Origin of the sequence: Streptomyces sp. NPDC050619, assembly GCF_040654815.1 — a bacterium.
Taxonomy (GTDB): Bacteria; Actinomycetota; Actinomycetes; order Streptomycetales; family Streptomycetaceae; genus Streptomyces.
The window spans coordinates 48562-67906 of sequence record NZ_JBFAIR010000041.1 but is presented as its reverse complement, the minus strand read 5'-3'; the positions used below and the strand labels follow the sequence as shown (position 1 = coordinate 67906).

20 protein-coding genes are annotated in these 19345 nt (G+C 69.0%); 11 read left to right on the top strand and 9 right to left on the bottom strand.

The window, feature by feature from the left end; translation table 11 throughout:
* Nucleotides 1–22: 22 nt before the first annotated feature.
* The 5 genes from AB0I77_RS44015 to AB0I77_RS43995 form a co-directional block, all read right to left on the bottom strand.
* The gene (locus tag AB0I77_RS44015; protein ID WP_363288501.1) at nt 23–763 is read right to left on the bottom strand and encodes a DUF4142 domain-containing protein; all 741 of its coding nucleotides are present in this window, start codon (nt 761–763) and stop codon (nt 23–25) included.
* Between the two features lie 144 nt (nt 764–907).
* Nucleotides 908–2107, bottom strand: coding sequence for an ROK family protein (locus AB0I77_RS44010; protein WP_363288527.1), 1200 nt, complete (start codon nt 2105–2107; stop codon nt 908–910).
* A 16-nt stretch (nt 2108–2123) separates the two neighbouring features.
* Nucleotides 2124–3008 carry a carbohydrate ABC transporter permease gene (locus AB0I77_RS44005; protein WP_363288500.1) on the bottom strand — a complete coding sequence of 295 codons (885 nt, stop codon included), beginning with the start codon at nt 3006–3008 and terminating at the stop codon, nt 2124–2126.
* The gene (locus tag AB0I77_RS44000) at nt 3005–4024 is read right to left on the bottom strand and encodes a sugar ABC transporter permease (RefSeq protein WP_363288499.1); all 1020 of its coding nucleotides are present in this window, start codon (nt 4022–4024) and stop codon (nt 3005–3007) included. The genes AB0I77_RS44005 and AB0I77_RS44000 overlap by 4 nt, the downstream gene beginning before the upstream one ends.
* Before the next feature lie 31 nt (nt 4025–4055).
* The gene (locus AB0I77_RS43995) at nt 4056–5459 is read right to left on the bottom strand and encodes an extracellular solute-binding protein (protein ID WP_363288497.1); all 1404 of its coding nucleotides are present in this window, start codon (nt 5457–5459) and stop codon (nt 4056–4058) included.
* A 183-nt stretch (nt 5460–5642) separates the two neighbouring features.
* Here AB0I77_RS43995 and AB0I77_RS43990 point away from each other — a divergent pair, with 183 nt between their 5' ends.
* From AB0I77_RS43990 to AB0I77_RS43945, 10 genes are all read left to right on the top strand, one after another.
* Entirely contained in the window at nt 5643–6443 is an 801-nt protein-coding gene (locus tag AB0I77_RS43990) for a sugar phosphate isomerase/epimerase family protein (RefSeq protein WP_363288526.1), read from the top strand.
* Nucleotides 6444–6448: 5 nt separating this feature from the next.
* Nucleotides 6449–7795, top strand: coding sequence for a trehalase family glycosidase (locus AB0I77_RS43985; protein ID WP_363288525.1), 1347 nt, complete (start codon nt 6449–6451; stop codon nt 7793–7795).
* Nucleotides 7796–8081: 286 nt separating this feature from the next.
* On the top strand, nt 8082–9293 hold the full coding sequence (locus AB0I77_RS43980; protein ID WP_363288496.1) for an ATP-binding protein: 1212 nt from the start codon (nt 8082–8084) through the stop codon (nt 9291–9293).
* Complete coding sequence (locus tag AB0I77_RS43975; protein ID WP_363288495.1) at nt 9290–9691, top strand: roadblock/LC7 domain-containing protein; 402 nt, start codon at nt 9290–9292, stop codon at nt 9689–9691. The genes AB0I77_RS43980 and AB0I77_RS43975 overlap by 4 nt, the downstream gene beginning before the upstream one ends.
* Nucleotides 9688–10065, top strand: a complete 378-nt coding sequence (locus tag AB0I77_RS43970; RefSeq protein WP_363288494.1) for a DUF742 domain-containing protein — start codon at nt 9688–9690, stop codon at nt 10063–10065. Before AB0I77_RS43975 ends, AB0I77_RS43970 begins: the two co-directional genes overlap by 4 nt.
* Nucleotides 10037–10645 (top strand): ATP/GTP-binding protein, encoded by a 609-nt coding sequence (locus AB0I77_RS43965; RefSeq protein WP_363288493.1) that lies wholly within the window; start codon nt 10037–10039, stop codon nt 10643–10645. The genes AB0I77_RS43970 and AB0I77_RS43965 overlap by 29 nt, the downstream gene beginning before the upstream one ends.
* Nucleotides 10646–10745: 100 nt before the next feature.
* Entirely contained in the window at nt 10746–12050 is a 1305-nt protein-coding gene (locus AB0I77_RS43960; protein WP_363288524.1) for a cytochrome P450, read from the top strand.
* 129 nt (nt 12051–12179) lie between these two features.
* Entirely contained in the window at nt 12180–13541 is a 1362-nt protein-coding gene (locus AB0I77_RS43955) for a cytochrome P450 (protein WP_363288492.1), read from the top strand.
* A complete protein-coding gene (locus tag AB0I77_RS43950; protein ID WP_363288491.1) occupies nt 13441–14226 on the top strand; it encodes an enoyl-CoA hydratase/isomerase family protein in 786 nt (261 codons plus the stop codon). The genes AB0I77_RS43955 and AB0I77_RS43950 overlap by 101 nt, the downstream gene beginning before the upstream one ends.
* A 248-nt stretch (nt 14227–14474) precedes the next feature.
* Nucleotides 14475–15146: a YceI family protein gene (locus AB0I77_RS43945; RefSeq protein WP_363288490.1), complete on the top strand. Its 672-nt coding sequence runs from the start codon at nt 14475–14477 to the stop codon at nt 15144–15146.
* A gap of 162 nt (nt 15147–15308) precedes the next feature.
* Here the strand turns inward: AB0I77_RS43945 and AB0I77_RS43940 are convergent, their stop codons facing one another.
* The 4 genes from AB0I77_RS43940 to AB0I77_RS43925 form a co-directional block, all read right to left on the bottom strand.
* Nucleotides 15309–16298 carry a LacI family DNA-binding transcriptional regulator gene (locus AB0I77_RS43940; protein WP_363288523.1) on the bottom strand — a complete coding sequence of 330 codons (990 nt, stop codon included), beginning with the start codon at nt 16296–16298 and terminating at the stop codon, nt 15309–15311.
* 85 nt (nt 16299–16383) lie between these two features.
* A complete protein-coding gene (locus AB0I77_RS43935; RefSeq protein WP_363288489.1) occupies nt 16384–17901 on the bottom strand; it encodes an alpha-N-arabinofuranosidase in 1518 nt (505 codons plus the stop codon).
* A 95-nt stretch (nt 17902–17996) separates the two neighbouring features.
* The gene (locus tag AB0I77_RS43930; protein ID WP_363288488.1) at nt 17997–18434 is read right to left on the bottom strand and encodes an SRPBCC domain-containing protein; all 438 of its coding nucleotides are present in this window, start codon (nt 18432–18434) and stop codon (nt 17997–17999) included.
* Entirely contained in the window at nt 18431–18766 is a 336-nt protein-coding gene (locus AB0I77_RS43925) for a metalloregulator ArsR/SmtB family transcription factor (RefSeq protein WP_363288487.1), read from the bottom strand. Before AB0I77_RS43925 ends, AB0I77_RS43930 begins: the two co-directional genes overlap by 4 nt.
* Before the next feature lie 120 nt (nt 18767–18886).
* Between AB0I77_RS43925 and AB0I77_RS43920 the strand changes: the two genes are divergently transcribed.
* Nucleotides 18887–19315 carry an SRPBCC domain-containing protein gene (locus AB0I77_RS43920; RefSeq protein WP_363288486.1) on the top strand — a complete coding sequence of 143 codons (429 nt, stop codon included), beginning with the start codon at nt 18887–18889 and terminating at the stop codon, nt 19313–19315.
* Nucleotides 19316–19345 lie beyond the last annotated feature (30 nt).

Sequence of the window (19345 nt, the reverse complement as noted above, 5' to 3'; positions counted from 1 at the left end):
CGACAGACCGTCCGGCCGCCGGTCAGCCGGCCGACGGTGCGGGCGTCGGCGAGGCGGTGTTGATGTTCAGGTCCGGGCGCGGCTTGAGGACGAGCACCGGTGATCCCCCCTGCGGCGGGGGCGGGGTGAGCTGGTCCTTGGGCAGCTTCGGCGGGGTGGTCTGCTGGAAGTTGACCTGTTCGTGATTGACCAGGCCGGTGTTCTCCAGCACCGTGATGTGGTCGAGGACGGTGTCGTTGGCCAGGTCGGCCAGCTGGCGGATCATGGTGTTCCGGGTGTTGGCGCGGGTCTTCGCGATGACCGGGAAGATCTGGCCGTGCGTCACACGCATGATGGAGACTGCGGTGGAGTCGAACTCCTTGCCGGTGCTGGCGTCGACGGTCGCCACGAACTGCTGCTGCTGCGGGCTCGCCTGGTTGGGCAGGGTGACGCCGAGTTCCGGCGCGATCTTGCGGCACAACTCGTCGAGTCCGGCGTGCCCGACGATCAGGTGCTTGCCGGCCTCCTTCATCGCCGGCGTCGTACCGCGCTGCATCACTATCTCGCCGAGGGGGTACTCCCACAGCCCGGCCGCACGCACCTTCACCACGAAGTCGCGGTCCGCCTCGGTGAGCGGCCCGTAACGGGTGTTGGCGATGATGCGTTCCGAGGTGCTGGACGTGGTCTCCACCCCGAGCATGGCGGGGTACGCGAGGGCGGTGAGGGTCAGACCCAGCGCACCGACCACGAACACGGTTCCCAGCTTGTTGCGGGAGATGGGCATGGAACCTCCTGGCGCGAACGACTCGTACGCCAGGAGATACGGATGGGGAAGCCGGATCCGTCACTGCGCGGGGAAGTTTTTGCGACCTGCTCCGAGCCGCGTGTCACATGATCGGCTTGTGGGTCACATGATCGCCGCCATCGGTCATCGCGCGACGCGGCCCAGGCGGGCGTCCGCCCGGGCCGGCGCGTAGAGGAACTCGACCACCATGGCCGCCGCTCCGACGACTCCGGCGTGGTCGCCCAGCCGTGCGGTGACGACCTGGAGGTTGGCGGTGGTCCGGGGAATGGCGCGTTGGTACAGCAGTTCGCGGACGCCGGTCATGAACGGGGCTCCGGAGAGCTCACCGGCGAGCATCAGCACCCCCGGATTGAGGAGGGTGACCACGGTCACCAGGACCTCGCCCGCGCGGCGTCCGGCCTCCCGGGCCAGCCGGATGGCGTCGGGATGCCCCTCGGCGAGCAGGCGACTGACATCGGACCCCGAGGTGGTCTCGACGCCCAGCGCGGACAATTGCCTGGCCAGGGCCCGGCCGCTGGCCACGGCGGCCAGGCAGCCGTGGGAACCGCACATGCACAGGGCGTCGGGCCGGTCGTGGAGACGGATGTGACCGATGTCCCCGGAGCCGCCGTCGATGCCGCGGTAGACACTGCCGCCCACGACGACACCGGCGCCGATGCCGGTGGAGACCTTCACCAGGACGAAGGCCGAGCAGTCCCGGTGACCGGCCTGGTGCTCGGCCAGCGCCATGAGATTGGCGTCGTTGTCGACGACGACGGCGACCGGGCCGTCCTCCAAGCTGGGCCCCACATGATCGGCGTACGCCTTCTGGAGACGTTCCCGGATGGGGTACTGGTCCCAGCCGGGCATGATCGGCGGTTCGACGACCCGCCCCGTCTCCCAGTCGACCGGCCCGGGCACCGACAGCCCGATGCCGCAGACGTGGGTGGCCTCGACGCCCGCGGCGGCGATCAAGTCGGGGAACCAGCCCGCGAGCCGGTCCAGCACCTGGTCCGGGCCCTCGCTGATGTGCAGCGGACCGGTGTGCTCGGCGAGGATGGTGCCGCCGAGATCGAGCACCGCGGCACGGGCGTGCCGGGTTTCGAGATCGACGGCGATGACCGAGGCGTGCGAGGGATCGAAGACGATCCGGTGCGAGGGGCGGCCCCCGGTGGAGGTGCCGGTGGTGTGGCGCAGCCAGCCGGCCCGGTTGAGCAGGTCCAGCCGCTGCCCGACGGTCGAACGGGACAGCCCGGTGACGTGTTGCAGATCGGCGCGGGTGTGCGCGCGACCGCTGCGGATCAGCTGCAGCAGTTCCCCCGCGCTGAACTGGCTCGGCATCATCATGAATCCCCATCGCTCAGCTCTTGTCCGCGCCACTGGTCAGGCCCTCGGTGAGCAGGCGTTCGGCGGCGAAGAACAGAAGTACCACGGGGATCGTCAGAACGACGGAACCCGCCATGAGGATGGTCTTGGGCACCTCGACGCCGTTGGACAGCTGCGCCAGGCCCAGGGAGACGGTCCACTTGTCGGGGTCGGCGGCCAGGAAGAGCAGCGCGAAGAGGAACTCGTTCCAGGCGATCATGAAGACGTACAGGCCGGTCGCCATCAGGGAGGGCAGGGCGAGCGGCAGGACCACCTTGCGGACGGTCTGGAGCCGGCCGCAGCCGTCGAGCGCCGCAGCCTCCTCGATGGAGTAGGGGATCGTCGCGAGGTAGTTGCGCAGCATGAAGATCGACACCGGCACGGTCTGCGCGACGTAGACGATGGCGAGGCCGACCAGGCTGGAGGACAGTCCCAGCCGGGCGAAGATGACGAAGAGCGGGACGGCGAGCAGGGTCGCCGGGAACAGGTAGACGGCCAGGAAGAGCGCGCTGATCTGACGGTGGCCGAAGAACTTCAGACGGCTGACGGCGTAGGCGCCCGGCACGGCCGCCAGCAGGGTCAGGGCGACGGTGCCCAGGGACACCAGGGCCGAGTTGAGCAGGAACTTCACAAAGCCCTGACCGCCGTCGTCGGTGGACCGCAGCACGTCGCGGTAGGTGGAGAGAGTGAAGTCCTTGGCCGAGACCCACAGGGATCCGGGGTCGAGCAGGAGCGCGTCGATGGGCTTCACCGACAAAAGCAGCATGTAGTAGATGGGCAGCAGGGTGATCACGGCGAGGAACGCGATGACGAACCACCGCAGGACGCCGAAGAGCCGTTCCTCGAACTGGGCCCTGGTCAGGGCGGCCTTGCCGGTCACGATTCCTCCTGCACCCGGTTGCCGAAGAACTTGAAGTAGAAGCCCAGCAGGATCATCAGGGACGCGGCCAGGACGAGCGCCTGGGCGGCCGCCGCTCCCACGTCGTAGCGGGCGGTGAGGAAGTCGTAGACCCGGACGGCGGCGACGTCGGTGCCCGCGCCGCCGCCCGTCAGCAGGTAGACGTCGTCGAACTTGTTGAACGTCATGATGAATCGCAGCACGCACAACAGCGCGATGACCGGCATGAGTTGGGGCAGCAGGATGTGGCGGAACCGCTGGGAGATCGTGGCCCCGTCGACCGTGGCGGCCTCCTCCAGCCCGTCCGGTACGGCCTGTAGCCGGGCCATGATGAACAGGAAGGCGAAGGGGAAGTAGCGCCAGCACTCGAAGGCGATGACGGTCAGCAGGGCCAGCGGGATGTCGAAGTGCAGGCCCAGCAGGTGCACTTCGTAGGAGCGGGTGGACAGGAAGGCGACGGGGTCGTCCCAGCCGAACAGGCGCCGGCCCCAGTCGTTGACCACGCCGTACTGCGGGCTCAGGGCGACCTCCCAGACGAACGCCACGGCCACCACGGGGGCGACGTACGGAAGCAGCATCGCCGCGCGGAGCAGTCCGCGGCCGTGGAAGGGCCTGCGGAGCGCGAGCGCGGCGATCAGGCCGAGGACGACCGAACCCAGCGTGGTGCCCGCCGTGTACAGCAGGGTGGTGGTCAGGCTCGACCAGAAACCGGCCGAGTCGAAGACCTGCGTGAAGTTGTCGAGGGTCCAGTTGCCGAACACGCCCATGCCCTGGATGTCGACCAGTCTGGCGCTCTGGAACGCCAGCAGCACGGTCCACAGGATGGGCAGGACGACCACCACGAGGACCACGAGGAAGGTGGTGGAGACGAACGCGAGACCCGCGCGATTGGCACGCCGGGCGGCCGTCATCGGCCGGCGCTCCCGGGAGGCGGGCCGTTTGGCGGACCCGGGGCCGGTGTCCCGGCGCTGCGGTGCGCCGGCAGGGGCTGTAGTCATGAGGAGACCTTCGTGACTGGCATGCGGGCGGCTATCGCAGGGACTTCTGAAGAGCGGCGACCTCGTCGTCGGCTTCCTGTGCAGCCTCGGAGGGGGAGGTCTGTCCGCCGGTCATGGCGCTGATGGCCTTGGGGACGGGCAGTTCGCCGTTGGTGGCGCCGACGAGCGCTCCTTCACCCTGGCTGATGCCCCAGCGCCGCATCTTGCCGACGCCGTCGGCGAGTTGGTCGAGCAGGCTCGCCGGATAGACCTGGTCGAAGGGCTTGCGTGTGCCGACGCCGATGTCGCTGTGCCGCCAGGCGTCGAGATAGCGCTCGGGCTGGGCGGCCGTGCCCTCCCGGACGGGGATCTTGCCTTCGGGCGCCATACCGAACCAGGGCTCGTAGCCGGTGCCCATCATGTACTCGATGAACTCGCGGGAGGCCGCCGTCTCGGCCGTCTTGGTGGTCACCCATGAGGTGACCTCGCCGAACTGGGCCGCCTCCCTGGCGTCGGGGCCCTTCATCGCGGTGACGATGCCGCTGCCCCGCGCGAGATACTCCGGGTCCTTCTCGCAGGCGGGGCAGCTGGGCAGGGCGTCCGCGCGCAGACCGGCCAGCTCGTCCAGCAGGAACGAGGACCAGATGATCATGGAGGAGCGGCCCGCGAAGTAGGTGGCCCGGGTGGAGTCCACGGTCTGGGTGCCGGGAGCGCCATAGTCGCGGGCGAGCTTGTCGTACGTACTGAAGGCGGTCTCGCACTGCGGGGACCGAAGCGCGACGTCGTGGCGGTCGTCGACGAGCTCGCAGCCGTTGGCCAGGGCCAGGCTCTCGAAGCTCTGCGAGGTGAACACGTCGGCCGGATCGGTGGCCGCCGAGACGCCGTCGTGGCCCTGGGTGGTGAGCGCCTCGGCGGCGGTCAGGGCCCGCTCGTAGGTGTCGGGGGCCGCCAACCGCTTCTGGTCGAACTGGTCCTTGCGGTACACCAGCAGCTGCAACCACGCGTCGGAGGGCACCCCGAGGCTGGTGCGGCCGTCGGTCGTCAGCTCGAGCGCGTTGGCGTTGAAGGTGCCGCGCCCGAGCTTGTCGACGATCCCCTTCGGGATGTCGGTGTTGAGCAGCCCGTTCGTGTACATCTGCCAGATCTGGCTCAGCGTGACCGCACCCATGACGTCGGGCAGCGTGCCGGAGGCCGCCGCCGACATGATCAGCTGAGGCAGCTGGGCCTCCTGTACGCCGACCAGATGAACCTTGATCCCGGTCTTCTTCTCGAACCCGTCGACGATCTTCTGCGTCGCCGCGACCCGATCCGGGAGGTTCTCCTGGGACCACACCGTGATCTCGCGGTCCTGCTTTCCGGGCCCAGTGCTGCCGGAACAGCCCGTCAGCAGCCCTAACCCCAGGGCTGCGGTAATGCCCACCGCGGTCGTCCTCGACCGCCGGCTCTTGGCGCGCATGGCGTGTCCTCGATGTCGACTTACGTCTAGTCAGAACGCATCACAGCACCAGTTTTGCGTGTTGACAAGACATAAGTCGGAGCTATTGTCGACCCAACCGACACCCGCAACCCTTCGGAGCCATCCGTGGAACGCGTTGTCCAGTTCGCCGGCCCACGCCAGGTGGAGGTCGCCGACAGCCCCATGCTCAAGACGGCCGTCCAGGAACAACTCCTGCCCCAAGGCACCCTCCAGGCCAAGTGGGACGTCGCTCGGGCAGCCGGCTACGACGCCATCGAACTGTGCGCACAGGGCGCCTTCCACTTCGCCTCCCGCCTCGAGGAACTGCGGCAGGCCCGCAAGGACGGCGTGGTCATGGCGACGGTGTGCGCCGACCTGACCCACTTCTTCGGCGCCTTCGACGAGGACCTGCGCCGCGACGCCCTCGCCCAGACGAAGTCCCAGCTCAGCGTGATCGCCGAGATCGGCGGCCGGGGCGTCCAGACCCCGGCCTCCTCCGGCATGTCCGAGCGCCGCCCGGCGTCCTGCGAAACCCCGCGCACCGAGGCGGAGGACCGCGAGGTCCTGCTGACCGGCCTGACCGAACTCGGCGAGCACGCGCGAAAAGAAGGCGTCACCCTCTTCCTGGAGCCCGTCAACCGGTACGAGGACCACATGGTCAACCGACTCGACCAGGCCGCCGACCTCATCCGCGCGACCGGCCTGGACTCCCTCCGGATCGGCATCGACAGCCACCACATGAACATCGAGGAGAGCGACCCCGCCGCCGCGATCCTCGCCCACGCCGACCTGATCGGCCACGCCCAGGTCGCCGACTCCAACCGCTTACAGCCCGGCGCCGGCCACCTCGACTGGCCCGCCTGGCTCGGCGCCCTGCACACCATCGGCTACGACGGCCACCTCGCAGCCGCATGCCGGCTCACCGGCGATCCCGTCGAAGCCGTCCGCTCCATCCCCGCCTTCCTGCGGAGGTCCGGCGCGTGACGGCAATACTGGACCGGCCCGCGCCCACCGCTGCCGCGGCCCTGACACTGCGGCGCGGTGCGGCGCGGGTCCTCATCGACAACTGGACCGGCAGCTCCACCGTCCCCTCCCGCACCCTCTACCCCCACCAGTGGAGCTGGGACTCCGCCTTCATCGCCATCGGCCTGCGCCACCTCTCGGCACGCCGTGCCCAGCGGGAACTCGAATCCCTGCTGGCCGGGCAGTGGGCCGACGGACGTATCCCGCACATCGTCTTCAACCCCGCCCTGCCGCCCGACGCCTACTTCCCCAGCCCCGACTTCTGGCAGTCATCGAGCACCGGCCGGGCAGCGGGCGCGCCGCCGTCCCCCGAGACATCCGGCATCGTCCAGCCCCCGGTGCACGCCCTGGCGGCCTGGCTCGTGCACCGGGCCGATCCCGCGGAGTCCCGGCGACGCGGCTTCCTCACCCGTGTCTACCCGCGCCTGGTCGCCTGGCACGACTACCTCCTCACCCGCCGCGACCTCGGCGGCGCGGGCCTGGCGGCCGTCGTCCACCCGTGGGAGCCCGGCATGGACAACAGCCCCTGCTGGGACCGCGCCCTGCAACGCGTCGAGCCCGCCGCGCCCGACGCCTTCCACCGCGCCGACCTCAACCACGGCAACCCCGCCGACCGGCCCACCGACCTGGACTACGGCCGCTACGTCCGCCTCGCGGCGGACTACCGCGAGGCCCACTACGACGACCGCGTGGCACGGCACCGTTTCGCCGTCGAGGACCCCTGCTTCAACGCCCTGCTCATCGTCAGCGAACTGGCTCTCGCCGACATGGCCCGCGACCTGGGCCGGGACGGCGCACCGCACCGGACGCGCGCCGACGAGCTGACCGGACGGCTCGTCAGCCGCCTGTGGGACGACACCGCGGGCCTGTTCCGCGTCCGTGATCTGGCCACCGACACGCTGGTCGACGAGCGCAGCGTCACCGGCCTCGTCCCGCTCGTCGTACCGCACCTGCCGGACGACCTGGTCAAGCGCCTGCGCGAGGCACTCGACGGGCCGCACTTCAAGGCGGCGTCCACGTGGCTCGTCCCCAGCTACGACCTGACCGGTCACGCCTTCGACCCCCAGCGCTACTGGCGCGGTCCGGCGTGGTTCAACACCGCCTGGCTGATCCAGCGCGGTCTGCGCACACACGGTCTGGGCACGGACGCCGAACGCCTGCGCCAGGGCTTCCTCGCCGAGGCGGCACGCTCCGAGTTCGCCGAGTACGTCGACCCCGCCACGGGCGCCGCCCGAGGAGCCCGACGGTTCTCCTGGACCGCCGCCCTCACACTCGACCTGCTCCGCTCCGACCCCGAGGAGTCCACGCCGTGACGTGGTAGCACGTGTCTGCCGACCTAGTCGGGTGGCCTTTGTGAAGGTCGTCAAACAGGCGCGCTGGTACGCCTGTTGACGGTGGGGCTGGTGATAAGATCATCATACTTTTCAGTGGACTGACCACGCGTCATGAACGCGTACGGGGGACAGTCTCTAGGGCCCCATCGCGAAGGAGTGGTTGCTGGTCCGCACCTGAGGGCCGCGCGGCTGTACAAGGCCGAACGAGCCCGATGGGCCTGCGGACTGTCACGTCCCCGGCGCGAGGCGACTTGAAGAGAGTCTCATGACGTCTTTGATCCAGGATCCCGCACTGTGGATCCTGCTTGTCGTGGTCATCGCCGCGGTTTTCGCGATGATGCGCGCACGGAGAACCAACATGGCTCTCCGTACCAACAACAACAACCTGCAGAGCAGCCTGGTGGCCGCGCAAGGCCAACTGGGCCATGTGCAGTCGAGTTACGAAGCGCTCACCGACCGACATGTGGAGGACCTTGCAGAGGTCAGGGCGGACGCCGAGTCCGCGACCAAGGCCGTACTGAAGTCCGCGATGGGCACCTTGCAGTCGCTGGCCGAAGAGCAGCAAGTCCTGCTGGACAGCCTCCAGAAGGACTACGGCGACGATGCGCGCGTGCTGGCCGACCTGATGCTGATCGACCACACGAGCAGCCAGTTCAGCCGCCGTACCAAGGGAATCTCGGTGCTGTGCGGCGGCTGGCTGGGGCGCCGCGAGGCCAGCGCCTCCGTCTACGACGTCGCGCGCAGCGCACAGGGCCGGATCAAGGACTTCGACCGCGTTCGCGTCCACGCACAGGTCAACATCTCGATCACGAGCAAGGCGGTCGAGCCGATCGCCGTCGTCCTGGCCGAACTTCTGGACAACGCGACCAAGTACAGCGCACCCCAGTCACCGGTGGAGATCAACATCCAGTCGGTGCCCACCGGCGTGTGCCTGGTCGTCGACGACGCCGGCGTGGGCATGAGCCAGGAGACCAAGACCCGGGCGGCGGCCCTGCTGTCCCCCGACAGCGCCGTCGACATCACCGGCCTCGGCGATCCGCCCAAGTTCGGCTTCGCCGTGTGCGGGATGCTCGCCTCCCGCTACGGGTTCTCGGTGTCCGTCGATTCGGTCTCCCCCTATGGCGGAGTGCGCGCCGTGATCCGTGTGCCGGAGGGCCTCTTGACGACCGATGCCCCCCAGCCCGCCCTGCAGGACGACGACGAGCCCGAGGACGAGCCGGCAGCGCAGCCACGTGCCACCGCGGCCGTGCCCGGACCGACCCTCGTCATCGGCAAGACGTCCGGCGGCCTGCCCAAACGCAGGCGGCGCAGCGGGACTGTCTCGGTGGTTCCCTCGCCGGGCCAGGCGGAGCCCGCCGGGGCGGCGCCCGATGCGGAGATCGGCGGCGAAGTGACGGCTTCGCGTCTTGGTGCGTTCGCGCGGGGCACGCACCGGGGCCGGGTCTCGAACAACACGGAAGGACCAGACGACCAGTGAATCCCGACCTGTCGTGGGTGCTGAACGGCGTGCTCGAAGTGCGCGGTGCCCGCCACGCGATCCTTGTGTCGGCAGACGGCCTGCTGATGCAGCGCTCCGACGACATCAGCCGCGACGAAGCGGAGAAGAACGCCGCCGCGATGAGCTCCATACAGTCACTGTGCCGGGCCGTCTCGGGCTTCGTCGGTGGAGGGCAGGGAACCTGGAAGCAGACGCTGGTCGAGTTCGACGGCGGCTGGATCTTCCTCGTCGCCGCCGGCAGCGGCGCCTACCTGGCCGTCTCGGCAGCCCTCGACGTCGACATGGAAGCCATGTCCTTCCGGATGCAGAAGACGGTCAGCGCGCTGCGCGAGGCGATGAGCGCGGCGCCCCGGCAAAGCGCCGGTGCCGGCGCATGAACACCCCCGGCGAGGAAGCTCAGGTCACCAGCGACTTCGTCCGCTCCTATGTCATCACCGGCGGACGGCGCATTCCGTCCGCGGATGACCTGGCGCTGCACACCCTCGTCACACTGGCGCCCGAGCGGGAGATGCCGCTGGGGTCGAGCCCCGAGGTGCGGGCCATCTGGGAGCTGTGTGCGGGGGGTTACCTGTCCGTGGCCGAGGTCGCCGGCCATCTGGAGCTGCCCGTAGGTGTGGCGCGACTGCTGCTGACCGATTTATTCGAACAGGGGCATCTCCTGCGCCGCGCCGAGCCGCCCCGCGCCCAGAACGTTGACAGAGCGATTCTTGAGAAGGTTCTGCATGGACTCGAAAGCCTCAGCTTCGGTTGAGACGTCGGCGACTGGGCCGATATACGTCTCCAGCGCGGTGACCACGGCCGCGAAGATCCTGGTCGTAGGGCATTTCGCGGTGGGCAAGACGACCCTCATCGGGTCGCTGTCGGAGATCACTCCGCTGCGCACGGAAGAGAAGATGACGCAGGCGTCCATGCACGTGGACGACCTGCGAGGCGCACCCGACAAGGTGACCACCACCGTGGCACTGGACTTCGGCCGCCTGACCCTGAGCGAAGAACTCGTGCTGTACCTCTTCGGTACTCCCGGGCAGCAGCGCTTCATGCAGCTGTGGGAGGACATGGCGCGCGGCGCACTCGGCGCGCTGCTCCTGGTCGACCCCGCCAGGCTGGAAGAGACCTTCCCCGTCATCGACCTGATCGACGAATACGGCCTCGAATACGCCATCGCCGTCAACAGCTTCGACGCGGCAAGCCACTTCGAGGAGGCAGAGATCCGCGAGGCTCTCGACCTGCTCCCCGACACCCCCGTCATCTACTGCGACGCCCGCGACCAGCGCTCCTCCGCACAGGCGCTGGTCACGCTGGTACGTCACCTGCTCCGCCGCGCGGCCTGAACCCGCAACCTCCGCTGTCCGGCCGCACGGCTCGGACACCCCAAAGGACACCCCCATGGACACTCAGCACACGGCAGCCGGCCCCGGCGCCAGATGCCCCATGCACGACGGTGGCTTCGCCGCCGACCCGCACCAGGTCTACGAGCAGGTGCGCGCCCACGGTCCGGCCGGACCCGTCGAACTCGCCCCCGGCGTGGACGCCACCTTGGTCGTCGAGCACGAAACGGCCCTGAAGGTACTCCAGAACCCCACCGTGTTCGTCCGCGACGCCCGCCGCTGGACGGCGCTGAACGAGGGCCGCGTCCCCCTGGACAGCCCGATCCTGCCGATGATGGCCTACCGGCCCAACTGCCTGTTCACTGACGGCGCGGGCCACCTGCGGCTGCGCCAGGCCGTCACCGCGAGCTTCGACCGGCTCAACATCACCCGGCTGCGCCGCGACGTCGAGCCGATCGCCGACTTCCTCATCGACCAGTTCAGCGAGCGCGGCCGCGCCGACCTGATCAACGACTACGCCAAGATGCTGCCGCTGCTGCTGTTCAACAAGCTCTTCGGCTGCCCGGCCGACATCGGCGACACCCTGACCGGAGCGCTGGGCGCCCTCTTCGACGGTATCGACGTGCAGCGCGCCAACGAGGACCTCAACGCCTGCCTGATGGAGCTGGTCTCCCTCAAGCGGCGCCGGCCCGGCGACGACATCACCTCCTGGCTGCTCCAGCACCCCGCGGGCCTGAGCGACGAGGAACTCAAGGACCAGCTGGTCATGTTGATGGGCGCCGGCTTCGAGCCCCAGCGCAACCTCATCGGCCACGCTATGCACCTGCTCCTGTCCGAGGAGGGGTCGGGCGGCTCCGGCATGCAGATCGAGGAGGCCATCGACCACGTCCTGTGGAACAACCCGCCCATCGCCAACTACGCCACCCACTTCCCCGTGCAGGACGTCGACCTCGGCGGAGTGATCGTCGAGGCGAACACCCCGGTCGTCATCAGCTTCGCCGGCGCCAACAGCGACCCCGCCCTCAGCGCGGCCCGCGAGTCCCGCAACAAGGGAGCGCACCTGGCATGGGGCGCGGGCCCGCACGCCTGCCCGGCCAAGGACCCGGCCCTGGTCATCGCCATCACCGCCATCGAGCGGATCCTCAACGCGCTGCCCGACCTCGCTCTGGCCGTGCCGGACGAGGCCCTGCAGTGGCGTCCGGGGCCGTTCCAGCACGCCCTGGCCACGCTGCCGGTGCGGTTCAGCCCGACCCCGGCCACCCGCATGGTCTCGGCCATGCAGACCGCGGCGCTGCCCGACGCGGCCGAGCAGCCGGACCGGACGGCCGGTGCCGAGCCCGTGCGGCAGGGGGAGCCGGCGAAGAAGAGGGGGTTCTGGAGCACCCTGGTCGACCTCTTCCGCGTCTGATCCGCGTCTGAGAGGCGGAACGATCTGCACCGCATGTGACGGGAGCAACACGCTCGGGCGCATGATGCCGGAGAGGGGAAGGGTAGATTCCGCCAGTAACGGAAACGCCCAGCCATAGAGGAGCTCCGCGTGACCGCCGTTGGCGACATAAGCGGCACCACCACCGACCGTCGAGCCGTCATATCCCTTCTCCGGCGCCTGCGTTCCCCCGAGGGCCAGAGCAACCCCCTGCCCGTGTGGGATCAGTTACGCGCCCTCGGCGATGTCGTATCCGCTCCCTGGGGCGGTTACCTGGTCACCGGGTACGACGCCTGCAACCAGGTCCTGCGCGGCAGGAACTGGCTCGTGCCGGACTTCGCCTGGCAAGAGAGGCAACCCCACTCCGAACGCTGGCAGGCACCCGCCGCCCAGGAGATGAGCCGGGCCCTGTTCCGGCTCAACGCGCCGACGCACACGAGTCAACGACGCGGCCTGGGCAATCTCTTCGACCGCGGCACCCTCGATTCCCTGGCGCCGCGCATCGCGGACCACGCCAGGCGGATCGTGGACGAACTGGCCGAGCGCGTACACGCCGACGGGGAGGCCGACTTCGTCACCGTCGTCGGTGACCAACTGCCGGTCCTCGCCATGGGCGAGTGGCTCGGCATCCCCGCGCGGCACCACGCGCACATCCTCGACTTCACCCACCGTCAGGTCCACTCCCAGGAACTCCTGCCCACCAAGAGCGAACTGGCCGTCTCCGCCCAGGCGACCGTGGAGATGCGGGAGTTCTTCACCGGGCTCATCCGGGAACGCCGCGCCCGCCCCGGCGACGACGTCATCTCCGGCTGGATCCGGTACTGGGACGGGCAGTTCCCGGACGACCGGGCCGCCGCCGACCAGACCGTCTACGACCTCGTCATGTTCGTCACCATCGCGTCCCTGGAGACCTCGGCGACCCTGATGACCAACGCCGTCTGGTTGGTCGCTCAGGACAGCGACCGATGGGACTGGCTGCGCCGGCACCCCGAGCACATCGACGACGCCGTCGAGGAGACCCTGCGCTACGACCCGCCCGTGCACATCAACTCCCGTATCGCCGCGGACGACACCGTCCTGGCGGGCACGCCGATCGCCAAGGACCAGATGGTCCACGTCATGTACGGCGCGGCCGCCCACGACCCGCGGCGCAACGAGAACCCGGAACGCTTCGACATCCTGCGGGGCGGCAGTCACATGACCTTCGGCGGAGGCATCCACTACTGCCTGGGAGCGGCCCTCGCCCGGCTCGAAGGCCGAACGCTCCTCACCGAGCTGCTGAATCGTTTCGCGACTCTGCGCCCGGTGTCCGCCCCCACTTACGCGCCCCGGATGGTGTTCCGCCGCGTGACCTCCCTGAAAGTGACGACAGATGACGACCCTGCCGCCGGTCCTGCGCCACGGCCTCCAGTTGAAGACGCTGAGAGTTCACCAGCGGGACGCTGTCCTGTCCATCGAGCTGAACACCCCTGAGCAGGGGAATGTCGTCACCGACGCGGCGCTGGACGACCTGCGGGCCGTCCTGGAGCACCAGGATCCGGACATACGCGTCATCGTCCTGTCCGGTGCCGGGGACGACTTCTGTCTCGGCGGCGACCGCACCGAGTTCGCCGAACACCTCCTCGAGGACCCCGCGGGCGGCGGCATCCGCGCCTCGGGGATCCAGGCCCGACGCGTCTGCGACGCACTCATCTCCCACCCCGCGGTCACCATCGCCCGGCTCCACGGCAAGGTGATCGGCGCCGGCTTCGCCCTGGCGCTCGCCTGCGACCTGCGCATCGCAGCCGAGGGCGCGAGCTTCAGGCTGCCCGAACTCGCCCTCGGTCTGCCCATGGCCTGGGGCGGGATCCTGCCCCGGCTGCTCAACGAGGTCGGCGCCGCCCGCGCCCGCGAACTCGTCCTCACCGGCCGTTCCTTCGACGCCCCAGAAGCCCTGTCCCTGTCGATCCTCCACAAAGTCGTGCCCGCCGAAGACATCGACGCGGCCGTCACGGCCTGGGCCCGGCCCATCCTCCGACGACCGCCCACCGCCCTGCGCGTTACCAAAACACTGCTCAACTCCTACACCGCCGCCACGCGCCTGGCGGACACCTCCGCGCTGGACGCGGAACTGATGGCGGCGGTGGCCGCCGAAACACACCGGGCCCGCCCCGTCTGACGCAGATGCCCGCAAAAGCGGCGGCCGGCGTCGGCCGAGTGATCGGAAGTCGCCGGCCGCCGGTGGGAATTTCGGCTGACGGAAAGGAGGCCGCCACCTTTGTGAAATTCCTGGTGGTCGTGTGTGGATTTTTCGGTCATTGTTTATGCGAAGAAAGCGCAAAAGTTTTCCGCTGGGGGGCCTGGAAAGCTCCGGCTCCGCGGTGGAGACTTGCGGGGAACATCTTGCGTGCAGTAATCAGGTGAATTATGAATCTGTTCAGCCGTGGCACCATGTTCCGCCGACCGGAACCGGCTGCTGCTCCCCAGGCCCCCGCCCAACCCCCCGCCGGGCCATGGTCCTTGGCCTCCGCCGTCCTGCCGGATCCGGATCTGGCGGCGCTGACCGGGGAATGGGTCATCGACCCCGCACACAGCCGGATCGGGTTTTCCGTCCGGCACGCCATGGTGACCACCGTGCGCGGAGCCTTCGCCGAATACCAGAGCCGCCTTTATTTCGACGGCCGTGACCCGGCTCGCTCACAGGCGGAGATCATCCTGTCCACAGCCAGTGTCGACACCGGAGTGGAACAGCGCGACGCTCATGTGGCGGGCCGCGACTTCCTGGATGCCGCGACCTACCCGCGCATGAGCTTCACCAGCACCGCCGTGCGACTCGTCGACAGCGATGTCTACCGCATGACCGGCGACCTCACCATCAAGGACATCACCCGCCCCGTCGTCCTCGACCTCACCTACATCGGACACGTCACCGACCCCTTCGGCTATCAGCGGGCCGGCTTCGACGGCACCACCACCATCAACCGCACCGACTGGGGCCTGACCTACAACACCAGACTGGCCGAGGGCGGGGCGATGGTGAGCGAGAAGGTGCGTCTCCAATTCGACATCGCCGCCATCCGCACCAGCCCGATCGGCTGACCGGTCGACCTGCACGTGGGGTGTTCCGCTGGGGTCTATGGCGTGAGGCGGTCCGAGAGCACGGGCGAACGGGCCGTCCGCCGGCGCCCCGGCGAGCCGCGTCCGACGGACTGGTGGGCGGCCCCGGGTTCCGCGTCCCAGGTACTCGGCGTCCCCACCGCTTCAGCCGCCCGTCGACTCCCGGATCACCAGGGAGAACCGGCTGATGAACTCTTCGCGGTCAGCCCCTGGCTCGGTGTTCTCGATCCGTCTGGTCAGGAGTTCGACCGCTCGCCGCGCCATCATGTCGTGGTCCGGATCCACCGTGGACAGCGAGGGGACGAGGAACTGACTCTGCTCGATGTTGTCGAAGCCGATCACCTTGACCCACCCCGGCACGGACACCCCGGCATCGGCCAGGCCGCGCAGCACGCCCATGCCCACGGTGTCGGTCACGCAGAACACGCCGTCGAAGTCGAGCCCGCTCTCCACCATCGCGCGGGCGCGGCGGGCGCCCTCGCTCATGGTGAGCGCCTCCATACGCTGCACGAGGGCGGGGTCCTCGGACAGGCCGCCGCTGCGCAGGGCCTGGCGGTAGCCCGAGAGGCGCAGGCTGGACACGTCGGCTTCCTCCCCGGCCGGCCCGCACACCATCGCGATGCGCCGGCAGCCGCGCTCGACCAGATGACGGGTGGCCGCCCGTGACGCATCCACGTTCGGCATGGCGACGTGGTCCACGGGGCCGCCGAAGATCCGCTCGCCCAGGATGACCACGGGGTAGTCCACCTTGAGCCGTTCGACGTCGGCGGGCCCCATACCCACGGTGCTGAGGATGAGCCCGTCGTAGAGCCGGTGGCGCGACAGCGACAGCGCGTCCAGCTCGTTCTCCCGGGAGGCGCCGGTCTGCTCGATGCATACCCGCAGGCCGTGCCGCTCGGCCTCGGCGATGATGGCGACGGCCAGCCGGCCGTAGTAGGGGCTGTCCACCTCGGGGACGGCGAGACCGATGGTGCCGGTGCGGCCCTTGCGCAGATTACGGGCCGCGACGTTGACGCGGTAGTCGAGCCGTGCCATGGCGTCGAGGACCTTCTCCCGTGTCGCCTCGCGCACGTTGGGATGGTCGTTGATGACGTTCGAGACGGTCATCGCTGAGACTCCGGCGGCCCTCGCCACGTCCTGGATCGTTGCCACGTTCGCCCCCGGTCTGCGTTCTCAGGACCTACCCGACACCATTACACCTCGGCTCGGCCGGCGATGATCAGACCAGCGGGGCCCGGACGGTGAGGAACGAGTGGGGCGGCAGGGTCAGGGCCAGACCCCGGTCGGTGACCTTCAGGGCGTCGAAGACGCGCGGGGAGACGGCGGCGGGTGCGTCGGCGTTGTTGTGGGCCTGGAGCTTGTCGGCTGTCAGGATGCGGGCGGTCGGCTGGCCGATGGAGCGGCCGCGCAGGTCGAGCGTCACTTCGGCGGGTTCCTCGGCGTCGAGGTTGGACAGCGAGATGAGAACGGTTTCGTCCTTGACGCTGGCCGAGGCGGACAGGGTGTCCAATTCTGCGTCCCCCACCGGGCGGCGCGCGTTGTCGGTGCGCACATGCACGTCGAGCGAGGCGGCGTCCTGGTGGCCCTTGTTCATCTCGAAGACGTGGTAGGTCGGGGTCAGGACCAGCGCGTCGCCGTCGGTGAGGACCATCGCCTGAAGGACGTTGACTGTCTGGGCGATGTTGGCCATGTACAGGCGCTCGGCGTGCCGGTGGAAGATGTCGAAGTGGGTGCTGGCCACGAGCGCGTCGCGCAGGGTGTTCTGCTGGTACAGGAAGCCGGGGTTGGTGCCGGGCTCGACGTCCCACCAGGTGCCCCACTCGTCCAGGACCAGGCCGACGGTCCGGCCGGGGTCGTAGATGTCCATGACGGTGGAGTGTCCGGTGAGGATGCGGTCGATCTTCCGGGCGGAGACCATGGTCCGGTAGTAGTCGTCCGAGTCGAAGCCGGTGGCGCTGCCCTTCGCCTCCCAGGCGCCGGTCAGCGTGTAGTAGTGGACGGACAGGCCCTGGAAGAAGGTGCGCGGGGTGGCCTCGCAGCCGAAGCAGCTGATCTGCTGCATCAGCGTCTCGGTCCACTTGTAGTCGTCGTCGGAGGCGCCCGAGGCGATGCGGTAGAGCTTGTTGTCGCCGTGGTCGCGGCAGTACGTGGCGTACTGCCGGGCCAGGTCGGCGGAGTACTCGGCGCGCATGTTGCCGCCGCAGCCCCAGGTCTCGTTGCCGATGCCCCAGAACTTCACCCGCCAGGGCTCCTCGCGGCCATTGGCCTTGCGCAGCCGCACCATGGGGCTGTCGCCCTCGCGGGTCAGGTACTCGACCCACTCGCTCATCTCCTGGACGGTGCCGCTGCCGACGTTGCCGCTGATGTACGGCTCGGCGCCGAGCAGTTCGCACAGCGCCATGAACTCGTGGGTGCCGAAGTGGTTGTTCTCCTCCACGTTGCCCCAGTGGGTGTTGACCATCCTGGGGCGCTCGTCCCTGGGGCCGATGCCGTCCTTCCAGTGGTACTCGTCGGCGAAACAGCCCCCGGGCCAGCGCAGGTTGGGGATGTTCAGCTCGCGCAGGGCCTGTACGACGTCGAGGCGGATGCCTCCTTCGTTGGGGATCGGCGAGTCCTCCCCGACCCAGAAGCCGCCGTAGACGCAGCGGCCGAGGTGCTCGGCGAAGTGTCCGTAGACGTGGCGGCTGATCTTCGGACCCTCGATGTCGAGGCTGATGATCGCGGTGGCTGTGGCCACAGGTGTGCTCCAGGGGTGCGGTGGAGGGCGTTTGTATCGATAAAAATCGCATCGCGTTACGGGGGTGTCAAGACAGGAACGTGCACAGGAAGTGCTTACATCCAGTTGTCGGGACCCGGGTCGCCACCCTCCGCCCGTACGGCCAGACGCTCCATGTAGTGCGTCCAGCCGTCCTTGTGCGCGGCGCGGGCTTCGGGGGACGTCAGGCCGCGGTGCACCAGGCGCAGCAGGGTGCCCTCGGCGATCGGCTCCAGGGTGATCTCCACGGTGGTGGAGCCGGGCGGTACGGGCATGCCGCCGTCGGCCCATCCCCAGGTGAAGACCAGACGCTTGGGCGGGTCGATCTCGAGGAAGCGGCCCTCGGCGACGTTCTCGCCCGTGACGGTGGTCCGGTAGGCGGCGCCGGGTTCGAAGGTGAACTCGCCGTCCTTGCCCATCCAGGACAGCCATTTGTCCCGGTCGGTGAAGAAGGAGAACACCGTCTCGGGGCGGGCGGCGATACGCCGCTCGAGCGTGACCCTCTCGCTGGTCATGGGGCCGTCCCTTCTGCGCCTTCCGCTTCGCCTTCCGCGCGCTCGGCCGCTTCCGCCAGTTCGGCGAGGGTGTCGAGCTTCTCGGCCCACATCGTCTGGAGGTAGTCGGCGAGCGGGCCCAGGCCCGCGCGGTCGGCCCGGTAGAAGCGTCTCTTGCCGTCCTGGCGCAGCGTAACCAGCCCGGTGTCCCTGAGCACCTTGAGGTGCTGGGAGACCGCGCCGAAGGTGACGTCGAACCGATCCGCGATCTGACCCGCGGACAGCTCCGTGTCCCACACCAGGCGCAGGATCTCGCGCCGCCGGGGCTCGGCAACCGCCTGTACCGCATCCATGCAGGTCATTTTAGCCACCACTTGAACTTGCCATCGGCCCCGACATCATTTTAGTCTCTACTAAAGCAACGGGTTCCGGCCACTCTGCCGTAACCGTTCACCGCTCATGAAGGGGCACCCATGCCTGACATCGCTCTGCAGATCCGTATCGAGGCCGACGCCGAGACCGTCTACCGCGCTCTGACCACGTCCGAGGGCGTGGCCGGCTGGTTCACGACCGGCGCCGAGATCGGGGAGGGCGTCGGAGCCGTGCACCGGCTGTCGTTCCCCGGCGCGCCGATGACCTGGGACTTCCGTATCGACCAGGCGGAAGCGGGCAAGCGGCTGGCGCAGACCGTGGTGGCCGGCCCGCCGCAGTGGCTCGGCACCGAGATCGCGTACACGCTGGAGGCACACCCTGAGGGCGGCACGATGGTGCGCCTCGACCACACGGGCTTCGCCGAGATCGACGACATGTTCCGCGAGGTCACCATGGGCTGGGCCGGCATGTTCACGCGACTGAAGGAGTACGTCGAGACCGGCAAGCCGGTTCCGTACGCCACCGTCTGAACCCGCACCGGCCACCGAGCAGCAAGGAGT